Here is a 20968-nt window from a genome sequence, read left to right as displayed (position 1 = left end):
CCCCAGCCCGGTTTCTCATTGAACTTTCAGCGCACACACCTCAAACGTCCAACGAACCGGACGGTGTCCCCTCGACCTCGGCCGGCGCCTCGCCGCTCGCGGCCGGTGTCTCGGTGCGCTCGGCCAGTGTCTCCTTGGCCGCGGCCGGCGCCTCCTTGGTCAGCCATACCGCGCCGAGCGGCGGCACCCGCAGCGTCGTGGAGAACGGCAACCCGTGCCACGGCTCGGCCTCGGCCTCCACGCCGCCCATGTTGCCCACGCCGCTGCCCCAGTAGTCGTAGGCGTCGGTGTTGACGACCTCCGCCCAATGACCGCCGTACGGGAGCCCGAGCCGGTAACTCTCGTGCGGCCCGCCGCTGAAGTTGACCACGCACGCCGCCGCCGACCCGTCGGCCGCGTACCGGACGAACGAGAACGTGTTGCCGGAGGCGTCGTCGGCGTCGATCCAGCGGAACCCGTCCGGCGTGGCGTCCTGCTCCCACAGCGCCGGGGTCTCCTTGTAGATCCGGTTGAGGTCGCGGACGAGCCGCTGCACACCCTTGTGCCCGTCGAACTCCAGCACCCACCAGTCGAGCCCGCGCTCCTCCGACCACTCCGAGCCCTGGCCGAACTCGCCGCCCATGAACAGCAACTGCTTGCCCGGATGCGCCCACATGAACGCCAGCAACGCCCTGAGCTGCGCGAACCGCTGCCATTCGTCGCCCGGCATCTTGCCGAGCAGCGAGCCCTTGCCGTGCACGACCTCGTCGTGCGACAGCGGCAGCACGTAGTTCTCCGAATAGGCGTAGATGAGCGAGAACGTCATCTGATGGTGGTGGTACTGCCGGAAGATCGGCTCGCGGCGCAGGTATTCGAGCGTGTCGTGCATCCAGCCCATGTTCCACTTGAACCCGAACCCGAGGCCGCCCAGGTGCACCGGCCGCGAGACGCCCGGCCAGGCCGTCGACTCCTCCGCGACGGTCGAGATGCCCGGAGCCTCCCGGTAGCACACCGAGTTCATCTCCTTGAGGAACTCGACCGCGTCGAGGTTCTCCCGGCCGCCGTAGACGTTGGGGGTCCACTCGCCCTCGCGGCGCGAGTAGTCGAGGTAGAGCATCGAGGCGACCGCGTCCACGCGCAGGCCGTCCACGTGGAACTCCTGCAGCCAGTAGAGCGCGTTGGCGACCAGGAAGTTCCTGACCTCCCTGCGCCCGAAGTCGAAGACGTAGGTGCCCCAGTCGGGGTGCTCGCCCCTGGCCGGGTCGGCGTGCTCGTACAGCGGGGTGCCGTCGAAGCGGGCCAGGGCCCAGTCGTCCATGGGGAAGTGGGCCGGCACCCAGTCCAGCAACACGCCGATGCCGTGCTGGTGCATGCGGTCCACGAAGTGCCGGAACTCGTCCGGCGTGCCGAACCTGGCCGTCGGCGCGTAGTAGGACGTCACCTGGTAGCCCCACGACCCGCCGAACGGGTGCTCGGCCACCGGCAGCAGCTCGACGTGCGTGAACCCCATGTCGGCCACGTACTCGGAGAGCTGGTCGGCCAGCTCCACGTACGACAGCCCCGGCCGCCACGAGCCCAGGTGCACCTCGTAGACGCTCATCGGCCCGAGCTGCGCCGGCCGCTCGCGCCGGTCGGTCATCCAGGCGTCGTCCTCCCAGGCGTAGGACGACTGGTCGACCACCGAGGCGGTCATCGGCGGCACCTCGGTGCGCCGGGCCATCGGGTCGGCCTTGTCGCGCCAGAGCCCGTCCGCGCCGAGGATCTGGAACTTGTACCGCTCACCCGTGCCCAGCCCCGGGACGAACAGCTCCCACACGCCCGACCGGCCGAGCGAGCGCATGGGGTAGGCGGTGCCGTCCCAGTGGTTGAAGTCGCCGACGACCCTGATGCCACGCGCGTTCGGCGCCCAGACGGCGAACGCGGTGCCGTCCACGTCCTGGTGTTCCATCACGCGGGCGCCGAGGACCTCCCACAGCCGCTCGTGCCGCCCCTCGCCGATGAGGTGCAGGTCCACCTCGCCGAGCGTGGGCCAGTGGCGGTAGGGATCCCTGACCTCGTACGGCTCCCCGCCGGTGTAGCGGACGCGCAGCGTGTAGTCGGGCACCTTGTCCAGCCCCGCGACGGTGGTCTCGAACACGCCGTGGGCCTGGTGCCTCATGTCATGGGCCGTGCCGTCGTCGAGCACCACCTGCACCCGCTCGGCCAGCGGGCGCAGCGCGCGGAACACCACGCCGCCCGAGACGGGATGCGCTCCGAGCACGGAGTGCGGATCGTGGTGTGCCCCGCCAGCCAGGCGGTCGAGCTCTGTCCTCATGGGCATGCTCCCAACCCTGCCTTATGATGACCGTCCATCCCAGGCACTGCCCGCTTTCACGGTGACAATCACCGAAAGTGCAAAATCCCGGGATGATCCCAGAAGGATGCAGGATCGTCATGGATGATCCTTGGGCGTGTCGTGGCCCGGTACGGCCTGGAGAAGGTCGTCCACGGAGCTGCCGGCCCCCTCGGTACGTCCGGCCGCCAGTGCCGTGTCTCCCAGCGCCGCAGCCACGGCCATGGTGATGCGGTCCACGTCGCCCCGCTCGCCCGCCGGGAGCGGCGCGCCCGCGGACTCCCTGAGCGCGGCGGCCTTGCCCAGCAGCCGTGCGGCCTCCGCGTACCGGCCGCCGAGCGCCCGCGCCCCCGCCAGGCCCTCCAGCGCGAGCGCGGTCGCGCGCGGGTCGCCGACCCGGCGCGCGGCCGCCAGCCCGCGAAGCTGGTACGCTGGCGCGCCCGCCGCGTCGCCGCGCAGTTCGGCCACGAAGCCCAGCTCCGCCAGGATCAGCGCCGCCCCCGGCTCGCCGGACACGTCCACCACCCAGTCCAGCCAGCGCAGCAGCCGACGTTCGGCCTCGTCGAGGCGTCCCTGCCGGCGCGCGCCGAGCGCCAGCCCGATCTCGGCGAACTCCTCGGCCGGACGGTTCGACTGCGACACCGCCAGCCGCCTGGCTCGTTCGTGGTGCTCCTCGGCCGTGGCGTGGTCACCGCGCAACATCGCGAGCCTGCCCAGGCGCGACAGGGCGTCGGACACCGAGCTCCACAGGCCCAGCTCCTCGGCCATGCGCAGGCCCTCGGCGCGCAGCCCGGCGGCGCGGTCGTAGTCGCCGATGATCTCGGCGTGGTTGCCCAGGGACTCCGCCGCCCGCAACTCGCCCCAGCGGTCCCCGGTCTGCCTGAACAGCGCGAGGCCGCGTTCGCCGTCGCGCCGCATGCCGTCCAGGTCGCCGCGCATCCCCGCCCACCTGGCCCTGATGACGAGCGCGGCGGCCATGCCCCACTCGTCGTCCAGCCCGCCGAACTCCGACAGCGCGGTCTCGATCATCCCGGTGCTGATCGACAGGTCGTCGTACCCGAACAGGGCGAAACCGACGAACCACCGCGCCCTGGCCCGCTCCCGCGGGTCCGTGATCGCGGCGAACAACTCCGTCACGTCCGGGCCGGGCGGCTGCCCCACCAGCAGCCGCATCCCCGCCAGCCACGCCCGCGCGACCGCGACCCCGGGCCCCCCACCTGCGGCTCCTTCACCCGCCGGGATCGCGAGCGCCGTCTCCAGCGCGCGGTTGCCCTCGCCCAGGCGGCCGCGCAGGATCCAGTACCAGGCCAGCGCGTTCACCAGGCGCAGCGCCTCGGCCGGCGCGCCGAGCCGCACCGCCGTCTCCAGCGCCGCCCGCAGATTGCCGCCCTCCGCGTCGAGCTGCTGGACCGCGAGCCGCTGCCCGTGCCCCCTCAGGTACGGCTCCACCCGCTCGGCCAGCCCCGTGTAATGCCGTACGTGCCGGAGCCTGACCTCCTCCAGCTCACCCGCCTCGCCCAGCCGCTCCACGCAGTACGCCGCCACGGACTCCAGCAGCCGGAACCGCGGCCCCCCTTCGCCCCGCGCCCGCACCACCAGTGAACGGTCCACCAGCCGGGCCACCACGTCCAGGACGTCCACACCCGGCTCGGCGCAGACCTCCTCGGCCGCCTCCAGCGTGCACCCGTCGGCGTGCACGGCCAGCCGCCGCAGCACGACGCGCTCATCCTCGCCCAGCAGCTCCCAGCTCCAGTCGATCATCGCCCGCAACGTCTGCTGCCGCGCGGGCGCGCCCCGCCGGCCGGAGGCGAGCACCCTGAACCGGTCGTCCAGCCGTTCGGCGAGCTGGCGCGGGGTGAGGGCGCGCATCCGGGTCGCGGCCAGCTCCAGAGCCAGCGGGATGCCGTCGAGGCGTTCGCAGATCTCGGCGACGTCGTCGTCGGGCTCGATGCCCGCGCGCGCGGCGAACAACTTCGCCGCCGCCTCCCGTCCGAGCGGCGGCACGCTCCACAGGGCCTCGCCCTCGATGCGCAACGACTCCTGGCTGGTGGCCAGGACGCGCAGCCCGGGCGCGGCCCGCAGCAGCCGTCCGGCCAGCGCGGCGACCTGGTCGACGACGTGCTCGCAGTTGTCCAGGACGAGCAGCGTCCCCGTGCCCTCCGGAACGCCCCGCAGAACTCCCGCCAGCCGGGCGGTCAGGTCCGCCTCGGCGCCGGCCACGTCGTCCCGCAGGCCGAGCACCCCGGCCACCGCCTCGGCCACCTCGACTGCGGGCGCCCCGGCACGCAACCCCGCCAGCTCGACCAGCCACACGCCGCCGCCGAACCCGGCCGGGCCGGGGGTGTCCGCCGCGGCGAGCGCGAGGCGGGTCTTGCCGACCCCGCCGGGGCCCGTGAGCGTGACGAGCCGGTTGGCCCGCAGCAGGTCGCGCACCTCCGCGACCGCCTCGTCCCGCCCCACGAGGCCGGTGAGCGGCGCGGGCAGGTTCGTACGCCGCCGCGCCGGTCCGTCGAGCGCCGGGTCCTGCTCCAGGATCGCCTGGTGCAGCGCCACCAGCTCGGGACCGGGATCGAGCCCCAGCTCATCGGCCAGCCGCGCCCGCAGGTCGGCGTAACTGGCCAGCGCCTCGCCCTGCCGCCCGGCCCGGTACAGGGCCCGTACGTGCGCGGCCCGCAGCCGTTCGCGGAACGGATGCTCGGCCACCAGGTCGGCCAGCTCGGCCGCGAGCAGCCCGTGCTCGCCCAGCCCGAGCCGCGCCTCGGCCAGCTCCTCCACGGCGACCAGCCGCTGCTCCGCCAGCCTGGCCACGGCCGCCCTGGTGAACTCCTCGTCGGCGAACTCGGCGTAGGCGGGCCCGCGCCACAGGTCGAGGGCCTGCCGCAACAACCCGGCGCGGGCTCGCGGGTCGGCGCTGTGCTGCGCCTGCGCGACCAGGGCCGCGAACCGTCCCGCGTCCACGTCCTCGGGCTCCACCCGCAGCACGTAACCCGGCGCCCGGTACGCCACCAGCTCCCGGTCACCCAGCGCCCGGCGCAACTGCGACACCTTCACCCGCAGCGCGGCCAGGGCGTTCGCCGGCGGCCTGCCGCCCCACAGGTCCTCGACCAGGCGATCGGCGGAGACCGGCCGCCCGGCGTGGACCAGCAGGTCGGCCAGCAGCGCCCGGACCTTGACCTCCGGCACCTGGACCGGCTCGCCCCCTGGCCCCCACACGGCGAGCGCCCCCAGCACCTCGAACCGCAACTCGCCCCCCATAAGCAACTCCGAATCAGACCATAACCCCCCGCGTGCAGGGTGAACGCATCAGTCGAACCTAAGGAATCGTGAGATGTCAGCAGATATTTCGGTGATCGGACTCGGCCTCATGGGCGCGGCGCTGGCCGGCGCCCTCCTGGACGCCGGGCACCGGGTCACGGTGTGGAACCGTTCGGCGGACAAGGCCGAGCCCCTGGTCGCCAAGGGCGCCACCCGCGCCGCGACGGTGGCGGAGGCGGTCGCGGCGCGGCTGCGGGTGATCGTCTGCGTGCTCGACTACCCGGCCGTGTACGAAGTGCTGGCCGACGTGCCGCTGGAGGGCCGGGTCGTGGCGAACCTGACCACCGGCCGGCCCGTCGAGGCCCGCGAGGCGGCGGACTGGGTGACCGGACGCGGTGGCGACTACCTCGACGGCGGCATCATGGCCGTGCCGCAGATGATCGGCCGGCCCGGCGCGCTCGTGCTCTACAGCGGCTCCCGGCAGGCGTACGACCGCTTCGAGGCGGTGTTCGGCGCGCTGGCCGGCGTCCGGTACGTGGGCGACGACCCGGGCATGGCCCCGCTGCTCGCGCTGGCGATGCTGACCGGCATGTACGGCCAGATCGCCGGCTTCCTGGAGGCGGTCGCGCTCGTCGAGTCGGCCAGTTACCCGTTGAGCGAGTTCACCAGCACCCTTCTGGTCCCTTGGCTCAACGCGATGGCCGCTGGGCAACCGGAGTGGGTGCAGTCCATCGAGTCGGGTGACTACACGACCCTGGTGTCGAACCTGGAGGTCAACAGGGCGGGCCTGGAGACCCTGGTCCGCACGTTCAGGGAGCAGCGCGTCAAGCCCGACCTCCTGCTGCCCATGAAGACCATCATCGACCAGCGCACCGCCCGCGGCCACGCCACCGAAGGCCTCCCCAGCCTGATCGAAGAACTCCGCTAACCCCCGGCGTCCGGGTGGGTCAGGTGGGGCGGGGGCGGAAGGCAGCCAGGGGGATGGAGACCCAGGACGGGCGGTTGCGGGCCTCGTAGACCACCTCGTACACCGCCTTGGACAGCTCGAACGCCCGCAGCAGCGCGGCGTCCCCCACCGTGATCACGCCGCCTCCCTCGCGATACCCGTCCAGGAAGGCGGTGCGGTTGCGGTCGGCCCACGCCTCGGCCCGGGGTTCCAGCTCGGCGGCCTGCGAGTGGTCGGCCAGCAGGTGCCGGGCCGCGTAGTCGAACGAGCGCAACATGCCCGCGACGTCCCGCAGCGGCGACGACAGCGCCCGGCGTTCGGCCAATGGTTGCCCGGGTTCGCCCTCGAAGTCGAGCACGACCCAGTCGGTGGGCGTGCGCATCACCTGGCCGAGGTGGTAGTCGCCGTGAACACGCTGCACGGGCACTTCCCTGGTGAGCAACTCCACCTGGTGATAGGCGTTCTCCAGGGCCGGTACGTGACGCCGCAACTCGGGCACCTCGGCCACGGCCCGGCCCAGCCGCCGCCTGAAGCCCTCGGCCATGCGCTTGACCTCGTGGATCTCGACGAGTTCCGTCGCGAAGGACTCGGCCAGCTCGTGGTGGACGCGGGCGGTGGCGACGCCGAGCCGTACGGACTCGGCCGCGAAGTCGCCGCCCGCCTCGGCGGCGGTGACGCCCGGCAGCGAGGCGTAGAGGTCGCGGACGCTGGCCAGCGCGAGGTCCCAGCCGTCGTTGGCGTTGGACAGGTACTCCTGCATGAAGGCGAGCGTGGTGTCCGTGCCGTCCACGTCGGCCTCGATCCACCCGTACGGCTGCGCGATGTGCGGCGCGCGCCGGGCCGCCAGCGCGCTGATGATCTCCAGCTCGGGGTTGATGCCGGGGATCAGCCGGCGGAAGAGCTTGCAGATGTAGGAGTCGCCGTACACGAGCGAGGTGTTGGACTGCTCGGCCCCCAGCACCAGGCTGCGCTGGGAGGTGTCGATGGTGACGCCGGGGGCGTGCCGCATGCGCAGCCCGCTGCGGGTCTCGTCGCCCGCCATGCCCTCCAGCAGCCAGCTCATCCGGTCCGCGTCATGGACGGCGTCGTACAGATAGGTGTCGCCGACGGTGCCGATGAGGGCGTGGGTGAGCCGGTCGGGCAGTTCGTGCCGCTCGCCCATCAGGAGCTGGTAGCGGTCCCGCGAGCCCTCCTGCCAGACGGCCACGATCAGGTGTCTCAGCCCCGGGGTCAGCTCGACGTCCGCGTCGATCGACAGATCGTCGATCGGGCGCCCCTTGCCGCCGAACCAACGCTGGCGGCCGATCCATGCAGCAAGGAGCTCGTCTATCACGCCCTACTCCTCCTGGGTGTGTGCCGGTGGGAGTGTGAACCAATAGAACCCATGCCCGGGAAGCGTCAAAAGATACGGTAGTTCGCCAATTGCCGGGAATGGGACCCCTCCCATGGTTTCCACGGGGGAGACGCCGACGAATCTGCGCAGGTCAAGCTCGACCGGCTGCGGGAAGCGCGACAGGTTGTTGACACACAACATCCGGTCGTCGCCCAGTTCCCGGACGAACGCGAGCACGCTGGGGTTGGAGGAGTTGAGTTCGGCGAACTCGCCGAGCCCGAAGACGGGGTGGCGCTTGCGGATCTCGATCATGCGCTTGGTCCAGTGCAGGAGCGAGCCCGCGTTCTTCTGCTGCGCCTCGACGTTGATCGCGTGGTAGCCGTAGATCGGGTCCATGATCACGGGCAGGTAGAGCCGTCCGGGGTCGCAGTCGGAGAACCCGGCGTTGCGGTCGGGGTCCCACTGCATAGGGGTTCGGACGCCGTCGCGGTCGCCGAGCCAGATGTTGTCGCCCATGCCGATCTCGTCGCCGTAGTAGAGCACGGGGGAGCCCGGCAGCGACAGGAGCAGGGCGGTGAACAGCTCGATCTGGTTGCGGTCGTTCTCCAGCAGGGGCGCCAGCCGGCGACGGATGCCGACATTTGCCCGCATACGCGGATCTTTCGCGTATTCGGTGTACATGTAGTCGCGTTCTTCGTCCGTCACCATTTCGAGCGTCAGCTCATCATGGTTGCGGAGGAAAATCCCCCATTGGCAGTGTTCCGGAATTTTCGGCGTTTGTGCCAAAATTTCCGAAATGGGGTAGCGGGACTCCCGACGGACTGCCATGAAAATGCGGGGCATGAGGGGGAAATGGAAAGCCATGTGGCATTCGTCCCCGCCGCCTACCGGGTCGCCGAAATATTCCACCACGTCCGAAGGCCACTGGTTCGCCTCGGCGAGCAGCACCCGGTCCGGGAAGAGCCGGTCGACCTCGCTCCTGGTGCGCTTGAGGTACTCGTGCGTCTTCGGCAGGTTCTCGCAGTTGGTGCCCTCCTCCTCGAAGAGGTAGGGCACCGCGTCCAGGCGGAAGCCGTCGATGCCGAGGTCCAGCCAGAACCGCAGCACCTCCAGCATGGCCTCCTGCACGTCGGGGTTCTCGTAGTTGAGGTCGGGCTGGTGGTGGAAGAAGCGGTGCCAGTAGTACTGCCCGCGCACCGGGTCGTAGGTCCAGTTGGACGTCTCGGTGTCGACGAAGATGATCCGGGCGTCCTGGTACTTCTCATCGGTGTCCGACCACACGTAGAAGTCGCCGAACGGGCCCTCCGGGTCGTGCCGGGAGGCCTGGAACCAGGGGTGGGCGTCGCTGGTGTGGTTCATCACCAGGTCGGCGATCACCCGCATGCCGCGTTTGTGCGCCTCGTCGACCAGCTTCACGAAGTCTCCCAGGTCCCCGAACTCGGGCAGGATCTTCATGAAGTCGGCGATGTCGTAGCCGCCGTCACGCAGCGGCGACTCGTACAGCGGCAGCAGCCAGAGGCAGTCGACGCCGAGCCACTGCAGGTAGTCGAGCTTGCTGATCAGGCCCTTGATGTCCCCGGTGCCGTCGCCGTTGGAGTCGGCGAACCCCCTGATCAGGACCTCGTAGAAGACGGCGCGCTTGTACCAGTAAGGATCGCGCGGCTTCTCCTCGTCGAAGGTGTTGGGAATGGGTGTGGAGCTCATGGGCTCCCCCACGAGGGGCTCATGAGGAGGGCGCTTTCACACACGTTGAAGACTCCCCGCTGAATTCTGTTCTACCGTGGCGCGGCTCGTACGGTGAGAATGTGGGCAGGCTGGATGTGAGGGTCGAGACGCACATAGTTGGTCTGCCTCCAGCGGTAGGACTCGCCTGACAGCTCGTCGTCCACGACGAACTCGGCGTTCCAGTCGAGACCGATGGCGGGCAGGTCGAGATCTACCGTCGCCTCGTGGGTGTGGTGAGGATCAAGATTGACAACCGCCAGTACGACGTCGCCCAGCCCGTGCCTTCGTGTGGCCGTGTCGTAGGCGCCCGGAAGTCGTTTGGAGAAGCAGACGATGTCCGGATGGTCGACCCTGTGGAACCGTAGGTTACGCAATTCCTGCAGCGCGGGATGCGCTCTTCGGAACAAATTCAGATGGGTGATGAGCGGGGCCAGGGTCCTTCCCTCGCGCTCGGCCGCCACCCAGTCGCGGGGCTTGTACTGATATTTCTCGCTATCGAGGTACTCCTCGCTGCCGGGACGTACCGGGACGTTCTCCCCCAACTCGTACCCGGAGTAGACCCCCCAGGTCGGTGACGTGAGGGCCGCCAGCACGGCCCGGATCCGGAACGCCGGCCCGCCGCCGTGCTGCAGGTATTCGTGCAGGATGTCGGGGGTGTTGACGAACAGATTCGGCCGCAGGAAAGCGGACGTCTCATGCGCGAGTTCGGAGAGGTACGTCTCCACATCCCATTTCGAGTTCTTCCACGTGTAATACGTGTACGACTGGTGGAATCCCGTCTTCGCCAGCGTCTGGAGCATCGCGGGCCGGGTGAACGCCTCCGCCAGGAAGATCACGTCCGGGTCGGTCGTGTGGATGTCGGCCAGCATGCGCTCCCAGAACGCCACCGGCTTGGTGTGCGGGTTGTCCACCCGGAAGATCCGTACGCCGTGGTCCATCCAGTGCCGCAGCACCCGCCGGACCTCGGCGAAGATCCCCTCGGGATCCCGGTCGAAGTTGATCGGATAGATGTCCTGGTACTTCTTCGGCGGGTTCTCGGCGTACGCGATCGTCCCGTCCGCCCGGATCGTGAACCACTCCGGGTGCTCCTTGACCCACGGGTGGTCCGGCGCGCACTGCAGGGCGAAGTCGAGCGCGACCTCCATGCCCAGCGCGCGGGTCTGGCCGACGAACTCGTCGAAGTCCTCAAGGGTGCCCAGATCTGGATGGACCGCGTCGTGGCCGCCGTCCTCGGAGCCGATCGCCCAGGGCGAGCCGGGCTCGTCGGGCTCCGGGCTGAGGGTGTTGTTGCGGCCCTTACGGAAGGTCTGGCCGATGGGATGGATCGGCGGCAGGTAGACGACGTCGAAGCCCATCTTGGCGATCGCGGGCAGCCGCTTCGCCGCGGTCTGGAAGGTGCCCGACCTGGCGACGCCCAGCTCGCTGACGACCGCGCCCTCGGACCTGGGGAAGAACTCGTACCAGGAGCCGTAGAGCGCCCGGCGCCGGTCGACCCGTACCTTGTAGGGCTTCGCCCTGGTCACCAGCTCGCGGAACGGATGCGCGTCCAGCAGCGCGGCCGTCTCGGGGAGCTGGGCGATGGAGAGTCTGGCGCGCGGGTCGAGCTCGTCGTCACGCAGCGTGGCCGCGACCGACAGCAGCGCCGCGCGGTGGCCGCACGCGCTGTCGCCGTTGCCGTTGCCCTTGCTGTTGCCCATGCCGTTCCTGGTGTGGCCGCTGCCGGCGCCCGTCTGGCCGTTCTGCACCGGGCAGTCGGCCGTACGGACGGCCTTGGCGGCCCGTTCGAACAGGCGGGCGCCTTCCTCGCACATCAGGTCGGCGTCGAGGCCGCGCGGGATCTTGATCTCCGCGTCGTGCAGCCACGAGCTGATCGGATCGCTCCACGCCTCCACGCGGAACAGCCAGTCGCCCTCGGCCGGCAGGCTCACGTCGACACCCCAGCGGTCGGTGCCGGGGGCGAGCTCGCGCATGCGTCTCAGACGACCACGTTGTCCATCGGGCGCGGTGAGCACCACACCCGCGGCCACGGCGTCGTGGCCTTCTCTGAACACGGTCGCCGAGACCTGGAAGGTCTCGCCGGCGACCGCCTTGGCGGGCCACTGCCCGCAGTCGACGACGGGGGAGATGTCCGTGATGGGAATTCGTCCGATCATCGCATTCGCAGGGTTTGCGGCGGCGCGCTCGGTGCCGCCGGAGGCTTTCCGTAGGTGCAAGATTTCGCAACCGCGAGGGGCCGATGGATACGGCCTACCCCGCCGGTAACGATCCTTGCACGTAAATAGTGGACAGCAGCGGATAGACCTCCCGAGTGTGTTCCCGGGAGAGCCAACAAAGAGGAAAGTTGCCCCAATCGTCCGTCTTCATGCTTGTTTCCTGGAGGGGTTTGAAGGGGCTTCGTGGGGGTGAAGGACTGAGAGGTCCCTCCTAGCCCGTAGGGTGCAGAAACGTGAGAGCTATCCGCCGGTTTACCGTCCGCACCGTCCTGCCCGCGGAGCTGGCCGCTCTGGGCGAGCTCGTGCACAATCTCCGTTGGTCATGGCACCCGGAGACGATCGACCTCTTCGCCGAGGTCGACGCGGCCCTGTGGGAACAGGTCGGTCACGATCCCGTGGCCCTGCTCGGCGCCGTCACACCGGCCCGGCTCAACGAGCTGGCCGCCGACCGCCGTTTCCTGCGCCGCCTCGCCGACGCGGTCGACGACCTGCGCGAGTACATGACGTCGCCGCGCTGGTACCAGACACTGCCCGACGTCGCCCGCGCCATCGCCTACTTCTCCCCCGAGTACGGCATCGCCGCCGCGATGCCCCAGTACTCGGGCGGTCTCGGCATCCTCGCCGGAGACCACCTCAAGGCGGCCAGTGACCTGGGCGTGCCGATCCTCGCGGTCGGCCTGCTCTACCGCCACGGCTACTTCACCCAGTCGCTTTCGCCAGAGGGCTGGCAGCTTGAGCACTACCCGGCGCTCGACGCCGACGGCCTGCCGCTGACCCTGCTGAAGGACGGCGACGAACCCGTCAAGATCCGGCTCGGCCTGCCGGAGAGCCGCGTCCTGCACGCCCAGGTGTGGGTGGCGCAGGTGGGCCGGGTGCCGCTGCTGCTGCTCGACTCCGACGTGGCCGAGAACGACACCGCCGCCCGCGACGTCACCGACCGCCTCTACGGCGGCGGCACCGACCACCGGCTCATGCAGGAGCTGCTGCTGGGCGTGGGCGGCGTACGCGCGATCCGGGCCTACTGCCGCATCACCGGCCACGCCGCGCCCGAGGTCTTCCACACCAACGAGGGCCACGCCGGCTTCCTCGGCCTGGAACGCATCCGCGAGCTGACCGAGTCGCGCCTGTCGTTCGACGAGGCGCTGGAGGCCGTACGCGCGGGCACGGTTTTCACCACGCACACGCCGGTGCCCGCGGGCATCGACCGTTTCCCCTGCGACCTGATCGAACGCCACTTCGGCGGCGAGGCCGCCTGGCCGACCGTGCCCGTCGAACGCATCCTGGCCCTGGGCGCCGAGGCCGAGCCCGGCCGGTTCAACATGGCCGTCATGGGCATGCGCCTGTCCCAGCGCGTCAACGGCGTCTCCGAGCTGCACGGCGAGGTCAGCCGGGAGATGTTCAAGGACCTGTGGCCGGGCTTCGACCTCGACGAGGTGCCCATCGGCTCGATCACGAACGGCGTGCACGCGCCCACCTGGGTCGGCCGCGAGTTCATGGAGCTGGCGGGCCGCGAGCTGCCCTCGCTGATCGAGCGCGCCCGCGGCTGGGAGGGCATCCAGAAGATCTCCGACAGCGAGATCTGGGAGATCCGCGGCAAGCTGCGCGGGCGGCTGGTCGAGGGCGCCCGCGAACGGCTGCGCAGGTCGTGGCGCGAGCGCGGCGCGTCGGTCGCCGAGCTGGGCTGGATCGACGAGGCGCTCGACCCCGACGTGCTGACCATCGGCTTCGCCCGGCGGGTGCCGTCGTACAAGCGGCTCACGCTCATGTTGCGCGATCCGCGGCGTCTGGCCCGTCTGCTGCTCGATCCGGACAAGCCGGTGCAGATCGTGATCGCGGGCAAGGCGCATCCGGCCGACGAGGGCGGCAAGAAGCTGATCCAGCAGATCGTCAAGTTCGCCGACCAGCACAACGTGCGCCACCGGATCGTCTTCCTGCCCGACTACGACATGACCCTCGGCCGGCTCATGGTCCAGGGCTGCGACGTGTGGCTGAACAACCCGCTGCGCCCGCTGGAGGCGTCCGGCACCTCGGGCATGAAGTCGGCGCTGAACGGCGGGCTCAACCTGTCGATCCGCGACGGCTGGTGGGACGAGTGGTACGACGGCACCAACGGCTGGGCCATCCCGACCGCCGACGGGGTGAGCGACCCCGACCGGCGTGACGAGCTGGAGGCCGGCGCCCTGTACGACCTGATCGAGCACGAGGTGTCCGACCGCTTCTACGACCGGCCCTTCGACGAGCTGCCGCGCCGGTGGATGGAGATGGTCAAGCACACCCTGGCCTCCCTCGGGCCCAAGGTGCTGGCCGGGCGCATGCTGCGCGACTACGTGGTCGGCCTCTACACGCCGGCCGCCCAGTCGGCCCGCGCGTTGTCGGCCGACTCCTACGCCCCGGCCAAGGCGTTCGCGGCCTGGCGCGTCCGGGTCGCGAGGGCCTGGCCCGGTGTGCGGGTCGAGCACGTCGAGGCGTCGGGCGTGGGGGACACCCCCGAGGTGGGCGCCTCGGTCGAGCTGCGCGCCACGATCGCGCTCGGCGACCTGGAGCCCGGGGACGTGCTGGTCGAGGCCGCGTACGGCAAGGTCGGTCCGCACGACGAGCTGGTCCACCCGCGGTACGCGCGGCTGTCCCTGGAGTCCCTGGAGGACGACGGCCGGGCCCACTGGACGGGCCGGGTTCCGCTCGACCGTACGGGGGCTTTCGGGTACACCGTTCGGGTTGTTCCGTATCACCCGTATGCCGCCACTCCTGCGGAATTGGGGCTGATCGCCGTTCCTGAGGAGCCTGTGGGGATGACGAACGGGACCTTGCGCTGATATGTCCGATCGCCGGACCAGCCCGGCCCGGCGATCGGGCGGTGCATAATCAGGACCGTGGACGACAGCGGGAACGGCCTGCGGGCCGACAATCTGGTGGCCACGGTCCGCGGTGTGCTGCCGTCCCTGACGCCTGCCGCGCAGACCGTCGCCCGCCTCATCCTGGAAAATCCGGCCACGGTCGCGCGCAGCACCATCACGGAGCTGTCGGCCGCCTCCGGCACCAGCGAGGCGACGATCGTACGCACCGCGCGGCTGCTCGGCTTCGCCGGATATCCGCAGCTCAGGCTGGCCCTGGCGGCGGCCGCCGCGCAGCCCGACCGGCTCGTGCCCGGCGACCTGGCGCCCGACGGCCCGCTGTCGGAGGTCATCCAGAAGGTGGCCAGGGCCGAGTCCGAGGCCATCAACGACACCGTCGCCCAGCTCACCAGCGAACGCCTGGGGCTGGTCGTCGACGCGATCGTGGGGGCCAGGCGCATCGACGCCTACGGCGTCGGCGCCTCGGGCTTAGTCGCCGAGGACGTCGCCCAGAAGCTCCTGCGCATCGGCCTGTCCAGCCACGCCTTCCAGGACGCCCACCTGGCCCTGACCAGCGCCGTCCTGCTGAAGACGGGTGACGTGGCGATCGGCATCAGCACCTCCGGCGAGACCCCCGACGTGATCGAGCCGCTGCGCCGGGCGGGCGAGGCGGGGGCCACCACGGTGGCCGTCACCAACAACCCGCGCTCGACGATCGCGGAGCTGGCCGAGCACGTGCTGATCTCGGCCGGGCGCGAGACGGAGTTCCGTCCCGGCGCCCTGGCCAGCCGGATCAGCCAGCTCCTCGTCGTCGACTGCGTGTTCGTCGGCGTCGCCCAGCGTACGTTCGACTCCTCTCAGGAGGCGCTCGCGAGCACCAGGCGCGCCGTCAAGGAGTTCACCCGGAGAACGTCACCTGCACGTCGTCAGCCTTGACGTACATCACCCGGTGCCCGAACTGGATCTCCAGGTACTTCGTCTTCCCCTTGACCACCTTGTGGTCGGCCAGGTTGAAGGTGACCGCCCGGTAGTACTCGGTGGCGGCCGGCCCGGCCAGCGTGTACTTCTCGCCCGCCGAGAACGTGTACTGCAGCGGCGTCACCGCCTGGTACGGGATGTCGGCCGGGTAGGCCTCCTGCTCCGGGTAGGCCCGGCCGTACACCGGGACGGTCGCCTTGCCCGCCTTCGGGGTCACGACGAGCCCCATGGACGGGACCGCGGTCGGGGCCGCCGCCGGGTTGTGGAACCACCCCTTCTGACCGAGGTACCAGATCGCCGTCCAGTCGCCCTGCCGGTCGGCGACGGCGAAGCGCTGGCCCGTGCTGGCCCTGGCGCTGTGGTCGTACACGCTGTAGAGCGAGCCGCCGGTCGGGTGCTTGCCGATGTCCTTGATCAGCGGGGCGTCCTCGCGGGGCTCGGTACGCAGCCACACCGTGCCGGCGCTGAGCGGCGGGCAGGCCGCCTCGGGGTTCTTGCGGTCGCAGCCGTAGAAGTAGGGCTTGTTGGTGGCGAAGTCCGGCTTGATCATGACCGAGCCGGACCTCGGGCCGCCGAGCTGGTGCAGCGGCGCGCCCATGAGCTGGAAGTAGTGCGCCCAGTCCCAGAACGGCCCCGGGTCCTCGTGCATGCCGCGTACCGTGCTCGGGATCGTGCCCGGGACGTTGTCGTGGCCCAGGATGTGGGCGCGGTCGAGCGGCACGCCGTGCTTGAACGCCAGGTAGCGCACGAGGCGGGCCGACGAGCGGTACATCGCCTCGGTGTACCAGGTGGCACCCTCGGCCAGGAATCCCTCGTGCTCGATGCCGATGGACTTGGCGTTGATGTACCAGTTGCCGGCCTGCCAGCCGACGTCCTTGGTCTTGATGTGCTGGGCGATGTGCCCGTCAGTGGAACGGACCGAGTAGTGCCAGCTCGCGCCGTAGTTGGGGTCCTGGTTGAGCTTGATCGACGGGAGGAAGTAGCCCTCCATGTCGTGGATGATGATGTAGTCGACCTTCTGGCTGACCGGGCGGTTGGCCAGGTCGTAGTGCCCGTAGTCGTCCGGCGGGAGCTCCTGGTAGGCCGACGGGATCCACTCGCAGGAGATCGAGGCCGGGCACTCGACGCCGTCGCGGCGCGGGGCCCTCAGGCCGAGCTTCTCCAGCCACTTCTCGATCTTCTCCAGGTCCGGGACCTTGGGCAGGGTGACCTTCTGCCCGTCGTCCGTGGTGCGCTCGGCGCCTTCCTGGATGGTGGCGTAGACCTCGTCGGCGAAGAACTTGGCCGCGTCGGACTCCTCCGCGCCGGAGTACTTGGCGACGGCTCCGTACCATTCGCCCGGGTTGGCGCTCAGAGGCGCGCCGAGGCTCTTCTGGTAGTCGGCGAGCAGCGCCGCGCCGCCGCGGATGTTGGCCGCGTCGTCGGTGCGCAGCCGCTCGTGGCTCTCGCCGGTGAGCTGCGCGGCCCGCTCCATCGTGCGCAGCGAGGCGGGGATGTCCGCCGTGGCGGGGACCGGGGTGGGGGCGAGGGGCCTGCTCTCGTCGCCGCGGGCGTCCTCCTCGCCGTCTCCGTGGTGGTTCGAGTCGGTGTACGCGGCCGCGTCCGTGAGGTGCATCGGGCCGAAGCCGGCGTCGCTGGACGGCTGGCCCGCGTGGGCGTCCCAGCGGGACTCCAGGTAGGAGACGCCGAGCAGCACGCTCTCGGGGACCTTGAACTCGTCGGCGGCGGCGGCGAACGCCTGCTGCCGGTCGGCGGGCTCTTCGGCGTTGGCCGATGGAACTTGGGTTAAGGGCAACAAGGCGACGACCGCGATCGCCAGCGCTCTGCGCATGAACCGCTCCTTGACTGGGGGGGCGTGGTGCGAGATCAGCGTCTCAACATTTTCCTTCGCTGGCGAGAACTTTGCGAAGATATTTTTCATCCCTTAACGGGGGTCCGATCAGCCCGGAGGGCGAAGGACTACCGGGTGGGGGGCGGGGTAGCGGGGCATCGGGAGGAGAGGGGGACCTGTCATGCCTCGACCCGGAAGTCACGCGTACGACAACGAGCGCCGCCGGCTCCGCAAGCAGCTGGACCGGCAGGGGATGAGCGAGCAGGAGCTCAAGAAACGGGTGGCCAGGAAACTGCAGTCGGATCCGGACAAGAGCCCGCGCAAGGTGGGCGGCGACCGCGCCGAAGGACCCAAGTCCGAACGGCCCCGCCGGGGGGAGGGCTGAGCGCCTGATGACGGACATCATCGACCGCGAGGGCGTCCAGGACCTGCTCGCGAGCCGCGGGGCCCAGCTCGCCGAGGTGCTGCCCGAACGGGAGTACGCCTGGGCCCACCTGCCCGGAGCCGTGCACCTGCCGCTCGGCTCGCTCGACCGGCTGGCCGGCGACCTGCTGGACCGCACGCGGCCGGTCGTCGTCTACTGCCACGACTGGCTCTGCGACCTGAGCCCGCGCGCGGCCCACCGGCTGACCCGGCTCGGCTTCGCCGACGTGCACGACTACGGCCTGGGCAAGATGGACTGGTTGTCGGCCGACCTGCCGTACGAGGGGGAGGCCGTGCTGGTCGCCTCGGGCACTCGGCGCGACCCGGTCACGGCCGGACTGGAGGACCCGCTGGAGGAGCTCACCGAGCGGATCGTCGCCGACCCGGCCGGGCTCGCGGTCGTGGTGGACCGGGACGACGTCGTCCAGGGGGTCATCGGGTCGCGCGAGCTCAAGGGCGCCGACCTGACCGGCACCGCCGAGTCCGCCATGAACACCGGCGTCACCACCGTACGGCCCAGCGAACAGCTCGACGACCTGGCCCGGCGCATGGAGGGCGCGAACGTCGACCACGTCGTCGTCACCCGTGCCGATGGCACCCTGGTCGGCCTGTACGGGCTCGGGGACCTGCGCGAACCCGGCTGGGAATCCGATCTCGGATAGCGGACCGGATTTGGAGCGGTCACCCGGCGTCTGCTAGCGTCAACACCATGTCAGTGATCAGCCGATTTTGGCGCTATGTGCCGGCTCCGGGTGGAGCCGAGGGTCACATGCGCTGACTTACTGATCACCCGGAGCCAAAGGCAGAGACGTCCCGTCTCTGCCTTTCGTCGTTCAGGCGGACGGTTCCGGGGGCCACGGACGTGGGCCGTACCGCCTTCGAACTCCTGTCGAAAGCGGAGGACACAGCCCATGACCACGACCAGCGACCTGCGCATCACCTCGTTCGAACCCCTGCCCACGCCCCACGACCTGATCGGTGAACAGCCGCTCGGCCCCGAGCGCGAGGCCCTGGTGGCGGCGAGCAGGAGCGCGGTGCGCGACGTGCTCGCCGGCGATGACGACCGCCTGCTGCTCATCGTCGGCCCGTGCTCGGTGCACGACCCGGAGGCCGCGCTCGACTACGCCCGCCGCCTGGCCGCCGCCACCCGCGACCTCGGCGACGCCCTGTGCGTGGTCATGCGGGTCTACTTCGAGAAGCCGCGCACCACCATCGGCTGGAAGGGCCTGATCAACGACCCGGACATCGACGGCGGCCACGACGTCCACCGCGGGCTGCGCCTGGCCAGGACGGTGCTGCTCGACGTGCTCGACACCGGGCTGCCGGTGGGCTGCGAGTTCCTGGAGCCCACCAGCCCGCAGTACATCGCCGACGCGGTCACCTGGGGCGCGATCGGCGCGCGTACGCCCGAGAGCCAGGTGCACCGCCAGCTCACCTCCGGCCTGTCCATGCCGGTCGGCTTCAAGAACGCGACCGACGGCGACGTGCAGGTGGCCATCGACGGCGTCAAGGCGGCCTCGCACCCGCAGGTGTTCTTCGGCATCGACGACGAGGGCCGGGCCGCGGTCGTCTCGACCACCGGGAACCCCGACTGCCACATCATCCTGCGCGGCGGGCGCACCGGCCCCAACTACGGCCCCGAGCCCCTCGCCGACGCGCTCGCGCTGCTGGCCAAGGCCGGGCTGCCGGAGCGGCTGATCATCGACGCCAGCCATGGCAACAGCGGCAAGGACCACGTGCGCCAGGCGGCGGTGGTGCGTGAGGTGGCCGGCCGTCTCGCGGCGGGGGAGAAGGGCATCGCCGGGCTGATGGTGGAGAGCTTCCTGCTGCCGGGGCGGCAGGAGCCCGGTCCGGTGGAGGGCCTGACGTACGGGCAGAGCATCACCGACGCCTGTGTCGGCTGGGAGGAGACCGAGCGCCTGCTGGTCGAGCTGGCCGACGCCGTACGAGCGGGCCGCGACGCGGTCTGACGGCGCGGGCTGACGGCGCAGGCTGACGGCGTCCGGGCGGCCCGCCCGGATGTGAGGCGGGCCGCCGGGACGGTCTCGGTCAGGTCCGCCGGTCCAGCCGGAACGTCGGGTGCCCCGGCGTGCCCGGCTGGGCGTCCAGCGACTTGTCGTCGAGGATGGGCGCGGCGTCCTCGGCCACGAAGACGCGGACGTCCTCCTGCTCGATGACCTGGTCGCCGGCGTACGGCGTGCTGGCGAGCGACACCTCCAAAGTGCCCGCCTCGTCCGGTTTGGGAGCGATCCGCAGGCCGGCGTTCGCGGGCACGTCCTCACCGACCATCAGGTCACGGATGGCGACCACGGCGTTGTCAGTCAATGTCAGCACGATTGCGCTCCTTCTCCCTGAGACCCCCCGCCTCCCCTGTGACCAGGGCGGCAAACGCCCGCGGGCGGGGATGAGCGCGGGGCGCCGGGGTAGCGGACCGTCATGGCTGACGTCATGGCTGAGAAGAACGCCGTCAAGGACAAGGACGTGCTGGACGCCCTGCTCGACCGGTGCGGCCAGTCGTTCGCCGCGGAGGCGGGCATCAGGCTCGCCGACCGGCCGAGGCCGCTCTACCAGCTCCTCGTGCTGGCCACGCTGCTCAGCGCGCGCATCTCGTCCGGGGTGGCGGTGGCGGCGGCGCGTGAGCTGTTCGCGGCCGGCTGCCGTACGCCGCGTGACATGGCACGGGCGAGCTGGCAGGACCGCGTGGACGCCCTGGGCCGCGGCCACTACAGACGGTACGACGAACGCACCTCGACCATGCTGGGCGACGGCGCCGAACTGCTGCTCGACCGCTGGAAGGGCGACCTGCGCAGGCTGCGGGACGAGGCCGGGGGCGACCCCGGGCGCATCGGCGAGCTGCTGCGGGAGTTCCCCGGCATCGGGCCGACCGGCGCCGACATCTTCCTGCGCGAGGTCCAGGGCGTGTGGCCGCAGGTCGCGCCGCACCTGGACCGGCGGGTGCTGGACGGCGCGGCCCGGCTCGGGCTGCCCCGCCAGGAACGCGGCCTGGCCCGCCTGGCCCGCTCGGGCGACGACCTCGTCCGCCTGTCGGCGGCGCTGGTGCGCGTCTCGCACGACAGGAAGGCCGCCGACGAGGTACGGGCTGCCGCGGCGGGGTGAGCGGG

14 protein-coding genes are annotated in these 20968 nt (G+C 70.8%); 7 read left to right on the top strand and 7 right to left on the bottom strand.

The genetic code is table 11. The features are described 5' to 3' along the window. Positions 1-40: 40 nt before the first annotated feature. Positions 41-2293 carry a 1,4-alpha-glucan branching protein GlgB gene (gene glgB, locus DMB42_RS24120; protein ID WP_125637243.1) on the bottom strand — a complete coding sequence of 751 codons (2253 nt, stop codon included), beginning with the start codon at positions 2291-2293 and terminating at the stop codon, positions 41-43. 117 nt (positions 2294-2410) lie between these two features. Beyond that, positions 2411-5566, bottom strand: coding sequence for a BTAD domain-containing putative transcriptional regulator (locus DMB42_RS24115; protein ID WP_260477899.1), 3156 nt, complete (start codon positions 5564-5566; stop codon positions 2411-2413). Between the two features lie 73 nt (positions 5567-5639). Here DMB42_RS24115 and DMB42_RS24110 point away from each other — a divergent pair, with 73 nt between their 5' ends. Then, positions 5640-6494 (top strand): NAD(P)-dependent oxidoreductase, encoded by an 855-nt coding sequence (locus DMB42_RS24110; RefSeq protein WP_125637242.1) that lies wholly within the window; start codon positions 5640-5642, stop codon positions 6492-6494. Between the two features lie 19 nt (positions 6495-6513). Here DMB42_RS24110 and DMB42_RS24105 read toward each other — a convergent pair whose 3' ends face one another. The 3 genes from DMB42_RS24105 to DMB42_RS24095 form a co-directional block, all read right to left on the bottom strand. Then, a complete protein-coding gene (locus DMB42_RS24105; RefSeq protein ID WP_125637241.1) occupies positions 6514-7845 on the bottom strand; it encodes a maltokinase N-terminal cap-like domain-containing protein in 1332 nt (443 codons plus the stop codon). 3 nt (positions 7846-7848) lie between these two features. After that, a complete protein-coding gene (gene treS, locus DMB42_RS24100; RefSeq protein WP_125637240.1) occupies positions 7849-9549 on the bottom strand; it encodes a maltose alpha-D-glucosyltransferase in 1701 nt (566 codons plus the stop codon). Between the two features lie 71 nt (positions 9550-9620). Further along, positions 9621-11723 carry an alpha-1,4-glucan--maltose-1-phosphate maltosyltransferase gene (locus tag DMB42_RS24095; RefSeq protein WP_125637239.1) on the bottom strand — a complete coding sequence of 701 codons (2103 nt, stop codon included), beginning with the start codon at positions 11721-11723 and terminating at the stop codon, positions 9621-9623. A gap of 293 nt (positions 11724-12016) precedes the next feature. On the opposite strand from DMB42_RS24095, the gene glgP reads away from it, so the two are divergent. Then, a complete protein-coding gene (gene glgP, locus DMB42_RS24090) occupies positions 12017-14596 on the top strand; it encodes an alpha-glucan family phosphorylase (protein ID WP_125637238.1) in 2580 nt (859 codons plus the stop codon). Between the two features lie 57 nt (positions 14597-14653). Further along, the gene (locus DMB42_RS24085) at positions 14654-15550 is read left to right on the top strand and encodes a MurR/RpiR family transcriptional regulator (protein WP_125637237.1); all 897 of its coding nucleotides are present in this window, start codon (positions 14654-14656) and stop codon (positions 15548-15550) included. Here DMB42_RS24085 and DMB42_RS24080 read toward each other — a convergent pair. Continuing rightward, the gene (locus DMB42_RS24080) at positions 15513-17423 is read right to left on the bottom strand and encodes an N-acetylmuramoyl-L-alanine amidase (protein ID WP_125637236.1); all 1911 of its coding nucleotides are present in this window, start codon (positions 17421-17423) and stop codon (positions 15513-15515) included. The genes DMB42_RS24085 and DMB42_RS24080 overlap by 38 nt on opposite strands. Positions 17424-17604: 181 nt before the next feature. Here DMB42_RS24080 and DMB42_RS24075 point away from each other — a divergent pair, with 181 nt between their 5' ends. The 3 genes from DMB42_RS24075 (at position 17605) to DMB42_RS24065 (ending at position 19816) form a co-directional block, all read left to right on the top strand. Next, positions 17605-17808, top strand: a complete 204-nt coding sequence (locus DMB42_RS24075; RefSeq protein ID WP_125637235.1) for a hypothetical protein — start codon at positions 17605-17607, stop codon at positions 17806-17808. Between the two features lie 7 nt (positions 17809-17815). Then, positions 17816-18508: a CBS domain-containing protein gene (locus DMB42_RS24070; protein ID WP_125637234.1), complete on the top strand. Its 693-nt coding sequence runs from the start codon at positions 17816-17818 to the stop codon at positions 18506-18508. A 249-nt stretch (positions 18509-18757) separates the two neighbouring features. Then, on the top strand, positions 18758-19816 hold the full coding sequence (locus tag DMB42_RS24065; protein ID WP_125637233.1) for a 3-deoxy-7-phosphoheptulonate synthase: 1059 nt from the start codon (positions 18758-18760) through the stop codon (positions 19814-19816). 79 nt (positions 19817-19895) lie between these two features. Here DMB42_RS24065 and DMB42_RS24060 read toward each other — a convergent pair whose 3' ends face one another. Beyond that, entirely contained in the window at positions 19896-20180 is a 285-nt protein-coding gene (locus DMB42_RS24060; RefSeq protein WP_125637232.1) for a hypothetical protein, read from the bottom strand. A gap of 114 nt (positions 20181-20294) precedes the next feature. Here DMB42_RS24060 and DMB42_RS24055 point away from each other — a divergent pair, with 114 nt between their 5' ends. Beyond that, entirely contained in the window at positions 20295-20963 is a 669-nt protein-coding gene (locus DMB42_RS24055; protein WP_125637231.1) for a hypothetical protein, read from the top strand. The last annotated feature ends 5 nt before the right edge of the window (positions 20964-20968 follow it).

The organism is Nonomuraea sp. WAC 01424 (assembly GCF_003947315.1).
GTDB lineage: Bacteria > Actinomycetota > Actinomycetes > Streptosporangiales > Streptosporangiaceae > Nonomuraea > Nonomuraea spiralis.
The sequence above is the reverse complement of the archived record's forward strand: the minus strand, read 5'-3'. Positions and strand labels throughout refer to the sequence as shown.